This is a genomic window from Aeromonas sp. PI_26 (genome assembly GCF_027854445.1).
Taxonomy (GTDB): domain Bacteria; phylum Pseudomonadota; class Gammaproteobacteria; order Enterobacterales; family Aeromonadaceae; genus Aeromonas; species Aeromonas veronii.
In genome coordinates this window covers 158,907-173,470 of sequence record NZ_JAJNOE010000002.1, presented here as the reverse complement: position 1 = coordinate 173,470, position 14,564 = coordinate 158,907, and the positions used below count along the sequence as shown (strand labels likewise).

The 14,564-nt window shown below is 58.4% G+C and carries 13 protein-coding genes; 5 read left to right on the top strand and 8 right to left on the bottom strand.

All coding sequences use genetic code 11. The features are described 5' to 3' along the window. Positions 1–5: 5 nt before the first annotated feature. The 6 genes from LRL22_RS03265 to metK all read right to left on the bottom strand — a co-directional run bounded on the left by LRL22_RS03265 (position 6) and on the right by metK (position 5,202). A complete protein-coding gene (locus tag LRL22_RS03265; RefSeq protein WP_005349793.1) occupies positions 6–560 on the bottom strand; it encodes a YqgE/AlgH family protein in 555 nt (184 codons plus the stop codon). A 200-nt stretch (positions 561–760) separates the two neighbouring features. Further along, positions 761–1,711 (bottom strand): glutathione synthase, encoded by a 951-nt coding sequence (gene gshB / locus LRL22_RS03260; protein ID WP_040066605.1) that lies wholly within the window; start codon positions 1,709–1,711, stop codon positions 761–763. 114 nt (positions 1,712–1,825) lie between these two features. After that, positions 1,826–2,557, bottom strand: a complete 732-nt coding sequence (gene rsmE / locus LRL22_RS03255) for a 16S rRNA (uracil(1498)-N(3))-methyltransferase (protein WP_069556423.1) — start codon at positions 2,555–2,557, stop codon at positions 1,826–1,828. Positions 2,558–2,676: 119 nt separating this feature from the next. After that, a complete protein-coding gene (locus LRL22_RS03250) occupies positions 2,677–3,381 on the bottom strand; it encodes an endonuclease (protein ID WP_139493634.1) in 705 nt (234 codons plus the stop codon). 73 nt (positions 3,382–3,454) lie between these two features. Further along, positions 3,455–3,982: a SprT family zinc-dependent metalloprotease gene (locus LRL22_RS03245; RefSeq protein WP_270904714.1), complete on the bottom strand. Its 528-nt coding sequence runs from the start codon at positions 3,980–3,982 to the stop codon at positions 3,455–3,457. A gap of 68 nt (positions 3,983–4,050) precedes the next feature. Continuing rightward, positions 4,051–5,202 carry a methionine adenosyltransferase gene (gene metK / locus LRL22_RS03240; protein ID WP_270904713.1) on the bottom strand — a complete coding sequence of 384 codons (1,152 nt, stop codon included), beginning with the start codon at positions 5,200–5,202 and terminating at the stop codon, positions 4,051–4,053. A gap of 349 nt (positions 5,203–5,551) precedes the next feature. Here metK and tkt point away from each other — a divergent pair, with 349 nt between their 5' ends. Continuing rightward, positions 5,552–7,543, top strand: a complete 1,992-nt coding sequence (tkt, locus tag LRL22_RS03235; RefSeq protein WP_005343828.1) for a transketolase — start codon at positions 5,552–5,554, stop codon at positions 7,541–7,543. 192 nt (positions 7,544–7,735) lie between these two features. Then, on the top strand, positions 7,736–8,410 hold the full coding sequence (locus LRL22_RS03230; protein ID WP_270904712.1) for a hypothetical protein: 675 nt from the start codon (positions 7,736–7,738) through the stop codon (positions 8,408–8,410). Positions 8,411–8,643: 233 nt separating this feature from the next. On the opposite strand, the gene LRL22_RS03225 is transcribed toward LRL22_RS03230, so the two are convergent. Further along, the gene (locus LRL22_RS03225; protein ID WP_005358734.1) at positions 8,644–9,672 is read right to left on the bottom strand and encodes an NAD(P)H-quinone oxidoreductase; all 1,029 of its coding nucleotides are present in this window, start codon (positions 9,670–9,672) and stop codon (positions 8,644–8,646) included. Between the two features lie 135 nt (positions 9,673–9,807). Here LRL22_RS03225 and LRL22_RS03220 point away from each other — a divergent pair, with 135 nt between their 5' ends. The 3 genes from LRL22_RS03220 (at position 9,808) to LRL22_RS03210 (ending at position 12,408) form a co-directional block, all read left to right on the top strand. After that, positions 9,808–10,680, top strand: coding sequence for a LysR family transcriptional regulator (locus LRL22_RS03220; protein WP_005358736.1), 873 nt, complete (start codon positions 9,808–9,810; stop codon positions 10,678–10,680). A 145-nt stretch (positions 10,681–10,825) separates the two neighbouring features. Further along, positions 10,826–11,689, top strand: a complete 864-nt coding sequence (gene hchA, locus LRL22_RS03215; protein ID WP_104015454.1) for a glyoxalase III HchA — start codon at positions 10,826–10,828, stop codon at positions 11,687–11,689. After that, positions 11,686–12,408, top strand: a complete 723-nt coding sequence (locus tag LRL22_RS03210; RefSeq protein ID WP_270904711.1) for a PA1136 family autoinducer-binding transcriptional regulator — start codon at positions 11,686–11,688, stop codon at positions 12,406–12,408. The genes hchA and LRL22_RS03210 overlap by 4 nt, the downstream gene beginning before the upstream one ends. A 72-nt stretch (positions 12,409–12,480) precedes the next feature. Here LRL22_RS03210 and LRL22_RS03205 read toward each other — a convergent pair whose 3' ends face one another. Continuing rightward, positions 12,481–13,746 (bottom strand): RidA family protein, encoded by a 1,266-nt coding sequence (locus LRL22_RS03205; RefSeq protein WP_270904710.1) that lies wholly within the window; start codon positions 13,744–13,746, stop codon positions 12,481–12,483. Positions 13,747–14,564: the final 818 nt, after the last annotated feature.

The following is a 14,564-nucleotide window of genomic DNA, read 5'->3' as shown; positions in this document are numbered from 1 at the left end:
GCCGATCAGCTGTGGCCGATATCGCTGGAGAGGTGAACCGGGTTCACCCCTATGCTGGCGGCGGCTTGCTGCCAACGTTTGTGAATGGGGGTCTTGAACACCAGAGCCGGATTGGGGGGGATCACCAGCCAGGCGCCATCCACCAGCTCCTGCTCCAGCTGCCCGGCGCTCCAGCCGGCATAGCCAAGGGCCACCAGCCAATGGGCAGGGGCTTCGCTCGTACCCAGGGTTTCCAGAATATCCTTGGAGGTGGTCACCATCATCTCATCCCCCACCTGCAGGGTGGAGTTGAAGCCGGGGCGGAAGCTGTGCAGCACGAAGCCGCGATCGGCGTGAACCGGCCCCCCTTGCAGCACCGGCTGCTTGAGTTCCGGGTTGTTGGGCGGATTGAGCTGGAGCTGGGTCAGCATGGTTTCCAGCGACATCTCGACCGGAATGTTGACGACCAGTCCCATGGCGCCCTCTTCGTTGTGCTCGCACAGATAAACCAGCGAGCGCTCGAAGTAGGGATCCGTCAGGCTTGGCATGGCAAGCAGGAAGTGATTTTGCAGTGTTTGCATAGAGGCCAAATAGTGCAAAGGTATTTGAGGTCAATTATGGCAGTTGATCCCCATGGGAAAAACCGCTTTTTGGGCTGGGCGAGATCCCGCCCCTTTCCGGATTGTCTTGAAACAGAGAGGGTGGCGCTGGGCCACCCTCTCTGTTTCCGGACTTGTCAGTGGCGGGTTGCCCCTGAACAGGCGGTTAGCCTGCCTGGCGATTATTTGCCCAGCCGACGCTCGATGGCATCCATCAGCATGCCGGTGATGTGTACATCGAAGGCCGCTTCAATCTCGCGAATGCAGGTCGGGCTGGTGACGTTAATCTCGGTCAGCCGATCGCCGATGATGTCGAGACCGACGAAGATAAGGCCTTTCTCTTTCAGAGTAGGGCCCACCGCACGGGCGATGGCCCAGTCAGCTTCGCTTAGGGGGCGCGCTTCACCACGGCCACCGGCAGCCAGATTGCCACGGGTCTCCCCCTGCGCCGGAATGCGGGCGAGGCAGTAAGGCACCGGTTCACCGTCCACCACCAGCACCCGCTTGTCGCCATCCTTGATGGCGGGCAGATAGGTCTGCGCCATGCAGTACTGGCTGCCGTGGGCGGTCAGGGTCTCGATAATCACGCCGACGTTGGCGTCATCTTCCTTCATGCGGAAGATGGAGGCACCGCCCATGCCGTCCAGCGGTTTGAGGATCACGTCTTTGTGCTTCGCGTGGAAGGCGCGCAGCTTGTCGGCGCGGCGGGTCACCAGCGTGGTCGGGGTGTGCTCGGCAAACCAGGCGGTGTAGAGCTTCTCGTTGGCATCGCGCAGGCTCTGCGGCTTGTTGACAATAAGGCAACCCTCATCCTCTGCCCGCTCCAGCATGTAGGTGGCGTAGATAAATTCGGTGTCGAACGGCGGATCCTTGCGCATCAGGATCACATCGAGGTTGGAGAGGGGCTGATCCACCACCTCGCCCAGGGTGTACCAGTCGGCATAGTCATATTTGACGGTCAGCGGGCGCATGGTGCCAAAGGCGCGACCGGCTTCCATGTAGAGATCCTTCATCTCCAGATAGAAGAGCTCATAGCCGCGCTTTTGCGCCTCTTCGAGCATGGCAAAGCTGGAATCTTTCTTGATGTTGATGGCCGAGATGGGGTCCATCACGATGCCGAGTTTAATGGTCATCCGCTGTTCCTTTTTAATGGCTCGATAGGGTTATAGGGTCGATTAGCGCAGCGTAATCGGCCGCTTGCGGTTGCGTCGATGCAGCCATGAGGCTGATTGATGCGGCCGATAGTATCAAGCGAGATCGCCAAAGCGGCATTGCAGCGCAGTAATCGCCGTCAGGGCGGCAGTTTCGGTACGCAGCACCCGCGGCCCCAGCAGCATCTCTTTGAAATCTTCCTGCACGGTACGGGCGATCTCGTCGCTCGACAAGCCCCCTTCCGGGCCAATCAGCAGGCGCACGCCGTGCTCGGGAACGGGTAGGGTGTTGATGCTGTACTCGGCCCGCGGATGCAGGTTGAGCTTGAGCTCTTTGGTCTCTTCCGCCAGCCAGGCGTCGAGCTCCATCGGCATGCGCACCTCTGGCACCACGTTGCGGCCGCACTGTTCGCAGGCGCTGATCACCACCTTCTGCCACTGCTCGCGCTTCTTCTCCAGTCGATCGGCCGGCAGCTTGACGCCGCAGCGCTCGGAGAAGAGCGGGGTGATGCAGGTGACGCCCAGCTCCACCGATTTCTGGATGGTGAAGTCCATCTTGTCGCCACGGCTGATCACCTGACCGAGGTGGATGGCCAGCGGTGACTCCACTGATTGGACGTCGCAGCGGTCGATGGTCACTTCCACCGACTTCTTGCCGACGCTGGCGATGGTGGCGGGATATTGATTGCCATCGCCGTTGAACAGCTCGAGCTGCTGGCCCGGCTGCATGCGCAGTACCCGGCCGATATGGTTGGCGCCGTCTTCCGACAGGGCGATGGTCTGGCCAACTTGCAGGGTGGCCGGTTCATAGATACGTGGAATGCGCATGTCTGCTAGTCAGTCTCTTGCTTGGAAACCCTTTATATCCTGCGGCGAGCAAGGCTCACGCGGCAGTGGGGAAGGGCTTCATGATAGGAGGGGCGATCCCCCTCCCTGGTCAAATGGGGTTATTGGCACTGCTTTTCAATAAAGGGATTGGTATTGCCCTGCAGCTTGCCGATGCGGCGGTTGCGCTCGCACTCCCAGCCCTCTGCCGGGTATTGGCGATCCCAAGCTTCAAACAGTTTACGCTGTTGCGCTGCCAGACGCAGCCCATACTGCTGGCTCATGTAGAGGTAGGCGCGAGCAATCTGGCCCCGCACCGGCCCCTTGGGCGGCTGCACCCGACGATCCTTGAAATCCACCAGCATCTGGCACTGACCGTACTGATCCGGCTTGCCGTTCCAGTCGGAGAAGCGGTAATTGGCCCGGTCGCCGTTCACTTCGCCAATGGCGGGGAAGAGGTTGTGCATGTCCCCCTCCATCTTGTTGAACTCGGGACTCGCTTTTTCGCAATTCTTGCGACCGCCATCCTGCCAGCACTGCAGCTGGTGGCCGAACTCCCAGGCCGGGACCACGTGTTCCCACTCGATGCGGGCGGCGCGCTTGGCCTGCTTGCGCGGCTCATAGCCGCAACTGGCGAGATCCGGGCGCATCGATTTGCCCTGATAGTCGATGTCACAGCCGCAGTAGAAGGTGGTGACCGCAGGCTGGCTGCGATAGAGCTTCACCAGATCCTGCTTGGCTTCGCGAAAGGTCTGGGCGTGCAGGGGGGCGCTGAGCAGCGGCAAACCGGCCAGCAGGGTCAGGGCGAGGGAGGAGATGAAACGCATGGGATTCCTTGCAAACGGGGTGATTGACGAACGATGGCGGGCACCCTACCACAGGGGCGCGACACAAGCTGGCTTACTGCTCTGGCTCCGGCCGTTCCCGCTCCAGCGGTTGTTTGCAGCGGCGGCAGTGATAGCGGGCCTCGCCACGCACCACCTTGTTGTGGCGGCGTATCGACAGTTGATGCTGCTGGCAGAGGCAGCGATAGGGCACGGTGCGCTGGGCCAATACTGCCAGATCGAAGCTGTGGGTGGTTCTGGGCTCAAGGCCGAATACCTCCCGCATCACCGATTGCCACTGACGGCCGTGGGGTAGCACCCGGTTTTTGCCGCGTCCTTCACCCCACAGGGCATAGACCAGCAGATGGGCCACCTCGTGGGGCACCACCTCATCCAGAAACGCCTGCTGGTTGGCCTGATAGAGGGCGGGATTGAAGCGCAGCTCCCAGGTTTGCAGCCGCGCCGAACCCGCCGCCCGGCCCCGCATATTGCAGTAGATCCGCGGGCGGGGGAAGGTGCGGCCAAGGTGCGCCTCGGCCTGCACAAAGCAGGCTTCTACGCGTTGTTGCAGCAGGGCGACAAGCTGGGCAGGGGTGGCAGACATCAACATCTCGTCAGATAGCGGATAAGCAAAAGGGGAGCCAGGCTCCCCTTTTATCACAACAGCGAGCCTTACAGGCCAGCAGCAGAACGCAGCAGCTCGGCCTTGTCGGTCTGCTCCCACGGGAACTCGTCGCGACCGAAGTGACCGTAGGCAGCGGTAGCCTGGTAGATCGGGCGCTTCAGATCCAGCATTTCGATCAGGCCATACGGGCGCAGTTCGAAGTGCTCGCGCACCAGCTTGACCAGCAGCTCTTCAGCGACCTTGGCAGTGCCGAAGGTTTCAACGCTGATGGAGGTCGGCTCGGCCACGCCGATGGCGTAGGAGATCTGGATTTCACAGCGATCGGCCAGACCGGCGGCAACGATGTTTTTGGCAACGTAGCGGGCGGCGTAAGCAGCGGAGCGGTCAACCTTGGAAGGATCCTTACCGGAGAAGGCGCCACCACCGTGACGGGCCATGCCGCCGTAGGTGTCGACGATGATCTTGCGACCGGTCAGACCGCAGTCACCCATCGGGCCGCCGATAACGAAACGGCCGGTCGGGTTGATGAAGTATTTGGTGTCCTTGTTGACCCACTCGGCCGGCAGCACCGGCTTGATGATCTCTTCGCGTACCGCTTCAACCAGATCTTTGTGGCTGATGGATTCGGCGTGCTGGGTAGACAGCACCACGGCATCCACACCGATGATCTTGCCTGCATCGTCGTAGGCAAAGGTCAGCTGGCTCTTGGCATCCGGACGCAGCCACGGCAGGGTGCCGTTCTTGCGCACTTCAGCCTGACGCTTCACCAGCCGGTGAGAGTAGGTGATGGGGGCTGGCATCAGCACGTCGGTTTCGTTGGTGGCGTAGCCGAACATCAGGCCCTGGTCGCCAGCGCCCTGCTCCAGCGGATCGCTGCGGTCAACACCCTGGTTGATGTCCGGGGACTGCTTGCCGATGGCGTTCAGCACGGCGCAGGAGTCAGCATCGAAGCCCATGTCGGAGTGGGTGTAGCCGATTTCACGTACGGTATCACGCACGATCTCTTCGATATCAACCCAGGCAGAGGTGGTTACTTCGCCGGCCACCATGACCATACCGGTCTTGACCAGGGTCTCACAGGCAACGCGTGCCTTGGTATCTTGCTTGAGGATGGCGTCCAGTACCGCATCGGAGATCTGGTCCGCAATCTTGTCGGGATGGCCTTCGGAGACCGACTCGGAAGTAAACAGCTTTGCCATGATAAGAGTCTCAGCTTGTCTGGGTTATCGCCACAGCAATAACCGGATGAATGGGATGGTGTAGAGGTATCTACATCTGGACGTCTATTTTAATTAGCGCCCCCCGTGATTGCCAGCACTATTTTGTCGCGCAGTGTCCAATGGGTCACAAGCGGTGCTCTCCTATCCCGAAAGGGATGGAAATCAAACGTTTTTCTCTGGTTGCTTTGGTCAATAGAGGGCAAGAAAAGCGATTGTCCTCCCAAAGCCACTTTATTCATCCAGATAATATTTGCACGCCGCGCGCCCTGCTGGGACAATAACGCGCCTTAATCTTGGCCATCAAATGAAGCAATCGCAGGAGATTCAGATGCCTTCTCGTAAAGAGCTTGCCAATGCCATTCGTGCATTGAGTATGGATGCCGTTCAAAAAGCCAACTCCGGTCACCCGGGCGCCCCCATGGGAATGGCGGATATCGCCGAAGTGCTGTGGCGTAGCCACCTCAGACATAACCCGAACAACCCCAAGTGGGCCGACCGCGACCGTTTCATTCTCTCCAACGGCCACGGCTCCATGCTGCTGTACTCCCTGCTGCACCTCTCCGGTTATGACCTCTCCATCGACGATCTGAAAAACTTCCGCCAACTGCACTCTCGCACCCCGGGTCACCCGGAGTACGGCTATGCACCGGGCGTTGAAACCACCACTGGCCCGCTGGGTCAGGGCATCACCAACGCCGTTGGTATGGCGATCGCCGAAAAAGCCATGGCTGAGCAGTTCAACCAGCCGGGCCACGACATCGTTGACCACTACACCTACGCCTTTATGGGCGACGGCTGCCTGATGGAAGGTATCTCCCACGAAGCGTGCTCTCTGGCAGGTACCCTGCAACTGGGCAAACTGATCGCGTTCTGGGATGACAACGGTATCTCCATCGACGGTCACGTAGAAGGCTGGTTCACCGACGACACCGTCAAGCGCTTCGAAGCTTACGGCTGGCACGTTATCCCGGCTGTTGACGGTCACAGCCCGGAAGCCATCAATGCCGCCATCGAAGCCGCCAAGGCCGAGACCGGCAAGCCGACCCTGATCTGCTGCCGCACCATCATCGGTTACGGCTCCCCGAACAAATCCGGTTCTCACGACTGCCACGGCTCACCGCTGGGCAACGACGAGATCGCCGCTGCTCGTGCCTTCCTGAAGTGGGACCACGCGCCGTTCGTTATCCCGGCCGATATCGCTGCCGAGTGGAACGCTCAGGAGAAGGGCGCCAAACTGGAAGCCGACTGGGCTGCCAAGTTCGCTGCCTATGAAGCCGCTCACCCGACTCTGGCTGCCGAATTCAAGCGCCGTACCGCTGGCGAACTGCCGGCCAACTGGGCTGCCGAATCCGCCAAGATCATCGAAACCCTGCAAGCCAACCCGGCCAAGATTGCTACCCGTAAAGCGTCCCAGAACTCTCTGGAAGCCTTCGGCAAGCTGCTGCCGGAGTTCATGGGCGGCTCTGCTGACCTGGCGCCTTCCAACCTGACCATGTGGTCCGGCTCCAAGTCTCTGACCAACGACGATGCCTCCGGCAACTACATCCACTACGGTGTACGCGAGTTCGGCATGTCCGCCATCATGAACGGTATCGCCCTGCACGGTGGTTTCATCCCCTACGGCGCCACCTTCCTGATGTTCATGGAGTATGCCCGCAACGCCCTGCGCATGGCCGCCCTGATGAAGCAGCGCGCCATCTTCGTTTACACCCACGACTCCATCGGTCTGGGTGAAGATGGCCCGACTCACCAGCCGGTTGAGCAGATCGCCTCCCTGCGTCTGACTCCGAACATGAGCACCTGGCGTCCGTGTGACCAGGTTGAATCCGCCATCGCCTGGAAACACGCCATCGAGCGTACCGACGGCCCGACCTCTCTGATCTTCTCTCGTCAGAACCTGGCCCAGATGGACCGTACTGCCCAGCAGCTGGCCGACACCGCCAAGGGTGGCTACGTGCTGAAGGATTGCGCCGGTACTCCGGAGCTGATCCTGATCGCCACCGGTTCCGAAGTGGAACTGGCCGTTGCCGCCTATGAGCAGCTGACTGCCAAGGGCCGTGCCGTGCGCGTGGTCTCTCTGCCGTCTACCGACGTGTTCGACGCTCAATCTGCCGAGTACAAAGAATCTGTCCTGCCATCTTCCGTCACCAAGCGTGTGGCCATCGAAGCCGGCATCGCCGACTACTGGTACAAGTACGTCGGTTTCGGCGGCAAGATCATCGGTATGACCACCTTTGGTGAGTCCGCACCGGCCGAGCTGCTGTTCAAGGAATTCGGCTTTACCGTGGAAAACGTGGTTGCGACCGCTGAGTCCCTGTAATAGCTGACTATTGGGCCACGATGGCTCAATAGCCGGAACGATAAAACGCCCTCCATCGCAAGATGGGGGGCGTTTTTTATTCACATTAGAGATTTTTATTAGTGTTGATTTGTTATATCAAAAGCTTTTATCCTTGATTATGTAAGTTCAGATATAGAAAAATAATTCACGACGATGCATAAAAGGAACAATATGGACCGTTTTCGGTTGATAACAAAAAAACTATTAAGTACTAATTATAAGAATAGTATTCTAATAGCATCACTCATTACCATGGTTGTATCCCCAATATTTATTTATGTTAATATTTTTAATGGTGGGATATCACATGAACACTCTCGCTGGGCTGAGTTTGGTTCAGCTATTGGTGGGATCTATGCCCCAATAGTTGGGGGGCTCACGTTATTTGTTTTACTCCGTCAGGTTGGTTTGCAGAAACAGGTAAACGACCAGTATTATTTACAGCAGGCAAGAGAGGATATCGAGTTTTATGCGTCACAATTATCGACTATCCTCGATGACCCCTTGGTTGGTGACGTGTCATTGCGTGCGGTGCTTCATGAGAGGTTTATGTTATGTAACACTGAAACGTTATCTTCTGAAGAGATGAAAGAGATTGCTATCGATATTCATCGAATAATACCTAAATCGATTGATATGTGGTCTGCAATTTATCATATTTTAATCGGTTTAACTGCTGTTGATTCTGCTCAATTCAAAATGACATTATCGTCATCTAAACAGAAGCTTATTGCATTACTTAGTATAGAAATTTGTGTGGCTTTAGATAATCTTCATTTTTCTCGGTCACATGAAACTTGTAGCTTCAACTATGAGTTTAGCCCCTACTTGGATAAAGTTAATTAAAAGTCCGTAGGTTCGATTCATGTACAGCTCGTAGGTTCGATTAGCGAAGCGTAATCGGACGTTCGCGTTCTTTTAGACGGTGCCATAAAAATAATGCCCTTCCTGTTACCTAAAAAAGAGACCGGCATATAGCCGGTCTCTTTTTTATTTACCGCAACATTACACCTGCGGCGGGGTACTTTCCGCGTTGGATATCACCGCATCCACCTCGGCCTGCTCCACTATGGGCCTTATCAATCTGACGACAAGGGTGCCATGGTTAATACCAGCTTGCCGATATGACGGCCTGAATCCAGCAAATGGTGGGCGGCCGCCGCCTCATGCAGCGGGAAGGTCTGGTAAACCTGCGGTTTGACCTCGCCGCGTTCGATAAATGGCCAGACATGAGTTTGCAACTGGGCAATCAGTTCGGCTTTTTCTTGCGGAGTCCGCGAGCGCAGGGTGGATCCGATATGGGTCAGCCGCTTTTGCAGCATGGGAAACAGATCCAGATTGGGGGCGGCGCCCGCAATAATGCCGATCTGGACTATGCGACCATTGATGGCGGCCGCTGCATAGTTGCGCGCGACATACTCCCCGCCAATGATATCGAGAATGATGTCGGCGCCATGGCCATCGGTGGCGGCATGCACGGCCTCGACAAAATCCTCCTCCTTGTAGAGCACGGCCACATCGGCGCCCAGCTTGATGCTGGCGGCCTGCTGCTCGGGTGAGCCGACCGTGGTGATGATTTTGGCGGCGCCAAATGCCTTGGCCAGCATGGTGGCGGTCGTGCCGATGCCGGAGGCGCCGCCATGAATCAAGATGATGTCGCCTTTTTTAAACTGGCCCCGTTCAAACATATTTGACCAGACCGTCATAAAGGTTTCCGGCAGTGCCGCGGCTTCGACAAAGCTCAATCCGGGCGGCAGGGGCAGGACATTGCTCTGGTGGGCGACGCTGTACTCGGCATAGCCGCCACCCGAAATCAGCGCGGCGACCTTGTCGCCAATCTTGAGATGGGTTACCTGCTCCCCTTTGGCGACCACGACCCCGGCGACCTCCAGCCCGGGAATATCCGATGCCCCTGCCGGAGGCGGGTAGAGCCCTTTGCGCTGCATCACATCCGGCCCATTGATGCCGGTCGCATAGTGCCGGATCAAGACCTCATCGGGCTTGGGCGCCGGTGTGGCGCGGGTGGTCAGTTGCAAGACATCGGGGCCACCTGGCTGGGTAATCTCTACCGCGCTCATGGTGGCGGGAATGGAATAGGCGTTATGCATCAGCGGCTCCTTGTAACGAGGTGATATGCGGTTCCCCGGATGGGATGAGCACCAAGATAGTGGAGATTACTGATGAATAAACGCAGTATTATCCCTTATCTGTAATGCAAAAATGCATTTCAACCGGGAGTCGTGATGAACTGGGATGATGCGAAAATTTTTCTGGCGTTGCATCGGGAAGGGAGCCTGCGAGGCGCCGCCCGTGTGGTCGGGGTCGATCAGGCCACCATTGGCAGACGGATTGCCGCACTGGAGCATCGTCTGGCGGCCACGCTGTTTCTCCGCACATCCAAAGGGTATGTGCTGACCCATGTCGGGGAGATAGTGCTGGCCAGCGCCCAGCAGATGGAGCTGGCGGCCATTGATTTTGTGCGGGCGGCGCAAGGGGTCGACAACCGCTTGGTCGGTGAGGTCAGCGTGGCGACCACAGACACCCTGGGGATGGATTTTCTGATACCGGCCCTGACCGAGCTGCATCAGCGTTATCCCGATATCAGGGTCATCCTCAATACCTCGACCCAGGTGGTCAATCTGTCCCTGCGGGAAGCGGATATCGCGATCCGGACGGTGAAGCCGGACAATCCTGACCTGATTATCCGCAAGCTGGCCTCCTGGCCGGTCGGGTTGTATGCCTCCGCCGACTATCTGGTTCGCCATGGCATTCCCGAAGCGGGCACCGGTTTTGCGGGCCATTCGCTGGTGGTGTATGAGCCCCACTGGCAGAGCGCTCGCTCGCCAATGATGCTCGAAGAGGCGGCCGAGGGGGCCACGGTCGCTGCGGGAGTCAATACCAGCCTGATGCTGCGTCAGGCCCTGTTGATGGGGCTGGGGCTTGGCGAGGTAGCGGTTCCGCTCGCAGAGCAAGCCGGGTTGGTGCGGGTCTGGCCCGAGCGGCAGTTACAGCAATCCTACGATGTGTGGTTGGTGACCCATCAGGATGTGCAGCATGCCGCGCGGGTCAGGGCGGTCATGGATGCCATCGTCAGGGCATTTGCCGCGATGGCCTAAGTCTGGCGGGGATTCTGTTCAGGTTTTGTCGCAGCGTGGTCACACCTCTTGCCATAGTCATGGCGGTTGAGGGAAAACCCTCATTTACTTGGTCTCTGACAGTCAATACTGTGAGACCGAGTCCACCACTACTGGAGCTTGACCCATGACCGACATGCTTGTTGACGATAAACAACCGACCCCGGATCCGGCAGAGCAGAATGCCTTCTTCCCGTCGCCCTACTCCCTGAGCCAGTTCACCTCGCGCAAATCTGACCTTGCCGGGGCCGACTATCCCGCTCCCTATCGGGAGGGGCGCTGGAAGATCCTGCTGATCGGGGCCGATGAGCGTTATCTGCCCACCGACAACGGCACCCTGTTTTCCACCGGCAACCATCCGGTCGAAACCCTGCTGCCCATGTATCACCTCGACAAGGCGGGCTTTGCCTTTGATGTGGCCACCCTCTCCGGCAATCCGGTCAAGTTCGAGTGGTGGGCCATGCCCGGCGAAGACGAAGAGGTGCTGGGGCTCTATGCCAAATATCAGGCGCAGTTCCGCCAACCGGCCAAGCTGGCCGATCTGCTGAAAGAGGCGCTGGCCGCCGACTCGGACTATATCGGCGTCTTTATTCCCGGCGGCCACGGCGCCCTGATGGGGCTGCCGGAGAGTGCCGAGGTGAAAGCGCTGCTGGAGTGGGCGATGGCCAACGATCGCTTCATCATCTCCCTCTGTCACGGGCCTGCTGCGCTGCTGGCGGTGGCCAATCCAGAGACCTTCGCGGGCTACAAGATCTGCGCCTTTCCAGACGAGCTGGATGCCCAGACCCCGGCAATTGGCTATATGCCTGGCCACCTCACCTGGAAGTTTGGCGAGAAGCTCAAAGAGATTGGCTTCGAGATCGTCAACAACGGCATCTCGGGAGAGGTGTGCCGGGATCGCAATCTGCTGACCGGTGACAGCCCGCTGGCGGGCAATAACCTCGGCAAGCTGGCCGCTACCACCTTGCTGGAGGCGGTTGCCAAGCGATGAGGTTGTCGTCGTCGCCAGCCAATGCGCTGCAGGTCGCGGTGGCGCTGGAAGGGTGCCAGCGGCTGGAGGAGATCCAGCAACTGGTGCGCGCTTTTGCCACCCCGCTGGGGTATCACCGCTTTGCGCTCTTCTCCATCAGTGCCAGCGAGGAGGGGGTGGTCGAGCATCTCTACTGGCTTGAGGGGGAGTGGCTGGAGAGCGGCGAGGCGGTCGACCTGCATGCCTATATGCGCGAGTGCCCGATGGCGATGCATATCAGGGAGCGAGACCAGCCCTTCTTCTGGAGCAAAACGGTTGGCGCCGTTGGCGAGCAGTACCGTATCGTTCGCCAGCCTGAGGGGCCGGGCCGACATGGCTTGCAGGTACCCGTCTATGGGCCGCTGGGGCTGGAAGGGGCGATGAGCTTTGGTGGCGATCAGATCGATGCCAGCGCTCCCGCTCGGGTTGGCCTTGCGCTGATCGCGGCTGCGGCTTTTCATGCAGCTCGTCGGCTGATGGAGATGCCGGTAGCGGGTCACGAGCGTGGCCTCACTGGGCGCGAGCGCGAAGTGCTGGAGTGGGTCTCTCGGGGTTGGCGCCATGCCGATATCGCCACCACCCTGACACTCTCGGTGCGCACGGTCGAGAACCATCTGCGCAGTGCCCGCCGTCGACTCGGTGTAGCCACCACGGCAGAGGCGGTCAGAGTGGCGATCAGGAACCGCGATATCGAGGGCTGAGGGGCCATCCCTTTGTCTGGAATGTAAAAAGAGACCGGCCATCAGCCGGTCTCTTTTTTATTTCCCGCAACATTACACCTGCGGCGGGGTGCTTTCCGCGTTGGACATCACTGCATCGATTTGTACCAGAGCACCGGCGGGAAGTTCACTTACCCCGATTACGGTGCGGGCAGGCAGGTAGCCCGGGAAGTATTTGGTGTAGACGGCGTTGACCGCATCCAGATCCGCGATATTGCCGAGCTGGATATTGACCTTGACGATATCGTCCATCACATGGCCGATGCTCTCCACAATTGCCTTGATATTGCTCAGGCTCTGGGCGGTCTGCTCCTTGATGCAGCCAGCCAGGATCTTGCCAGTGGCGGGGTCTATCGGTAACTGCGCAGAGAGATGGTTGTAGTGGGAGAAGGCGACAGTCTGGCAATGGAGCGTGCTGCGCGGTGCCTTGTCGGTATTGCGGGCGCGGATCACCAGATTGTGACGGTCTTCCACCAGTTGCGGCGGGGTGCCGTCACCGTGGGAGATGACCGCATCCATCTGCACCCGTGACCCCATGGGCAGGGCAGCGGCGCTGACCACAGAGCGGGCAGGCAGATAGGCCACGGCGCGGGCAATGGCGGAGTCGGGGAAGAAGGTGGTGTAGACCTCGTTGACGGCCTCCAGATCGGCCAGATCGGTCAGATAGACGGTAACCTTGACGATATCGTCAAACGGCACGTCGATGCTCTCCAGCACGTGCTTGATGTTGCGCAGGCACTGACCCGCCTGCTCCTTGATGCCACCGGCGACCAGTTGGCCCGAGGCGGCCTCGACCGGCAGTTGCGCACCGATATTGTTGTAGTGGGAGAAGGCCACGGTATGGGTGGAGAGCGGATTGTGCGGCGCCTTGTCACTGTTGCGCGCTAGTTTAATCAGCGGGCAGGGGGCTTGCGGGAAGGTGCCTTCGCCGTTGGAGATGATGGCATCGATCTGCACCAGCGCGCCCAGCGGCAGGGCGGCGACGGCGAGGGTGGTGCGGGTCGGCAGATAGCCCGGGAAGAATTCGCGATAGACGGCGTTGACTGCCTCCAGATCCGCCATCTCTTTGAGGAAGATGGTCGCTTTGACCATATCGTCCATCACATGGCCGATGCTCTCGATGATCGCCTTGAGGTTGCTCAGGCACTGTCTGGCCTGCGCGGTGACATCGCCACTCACCATCTTGCCGGTGGCGGGATCGACCGGCAGCTGGGCGGAGATATTGTTGTAATGAGAAAACGCCACCGTTTGGGTGCAGGGGCTCAGATCTTGGGGTGCATGGGGGGTATTTCTTGCCGACTTGATGATGGTGCCACTCATAGATATGCCTCTTTTTAATATTTGTTGTTCATTCAGGTACAGGTTTACCCCATCTTGTTGTGTGCCACGGCCACTGCGCCAGCGACGGCATCCCCGGTTATTATTTGTGATCCACTCAATCGCTGAGAGGAATAAGGGAGAAGAGGACAGGGTAGATATTTCAGACGCTGCGATTCTATGAGTGGCTATCAGGGGTTGCAAACCGCTTATTGCATTTCTATGAGATGGCTCAATGGGCGCAAATTTAATCACATTGCTATTCAATTCACCCGAAATAGGAGCCAATTTGTGTGCAAATGGTGCCGAACCGGCGGACAGCCTTGTCCTGACTGGGTTTGCTCTCCCCCTCTTCGGGATATTGGCGTGTGAATAAAGGGTTAATATTATGCGCCGATGTGCAAATAATGCATATTATGGTGCATGGATATCTGTTTTCAGCTCTTTTAAGGGGCTATGAAAATTCCCGTTAATATGCATATCCACCTTATTAAAGATACCTCTGGAATATAATTCACGGCTTTTGCATTCCTCTCTGTTAATGATGATTCCGGCATACTCGATGACGCCTTGCTGGCAGCCGGGATCTGTTATTAACACCATAAAATTCTATGCCATGAATTTGCACGGCAGATCTGCCCCGGCTGCACAGGAGTGGGGAGCATGGCGTTGGCGTGACGGTGTGCAGGAGCGGTGGCGCTCGATAAGAGATGGCGATGGATGAGAGGTGGCGTTGGATGAGGGGCGGTGGTGGCAATCCGCTTATCTTCACGCCGGTTGCATCCCTCGATGTGTGGGGTTGCCCCGCGTCGTCGATTTTT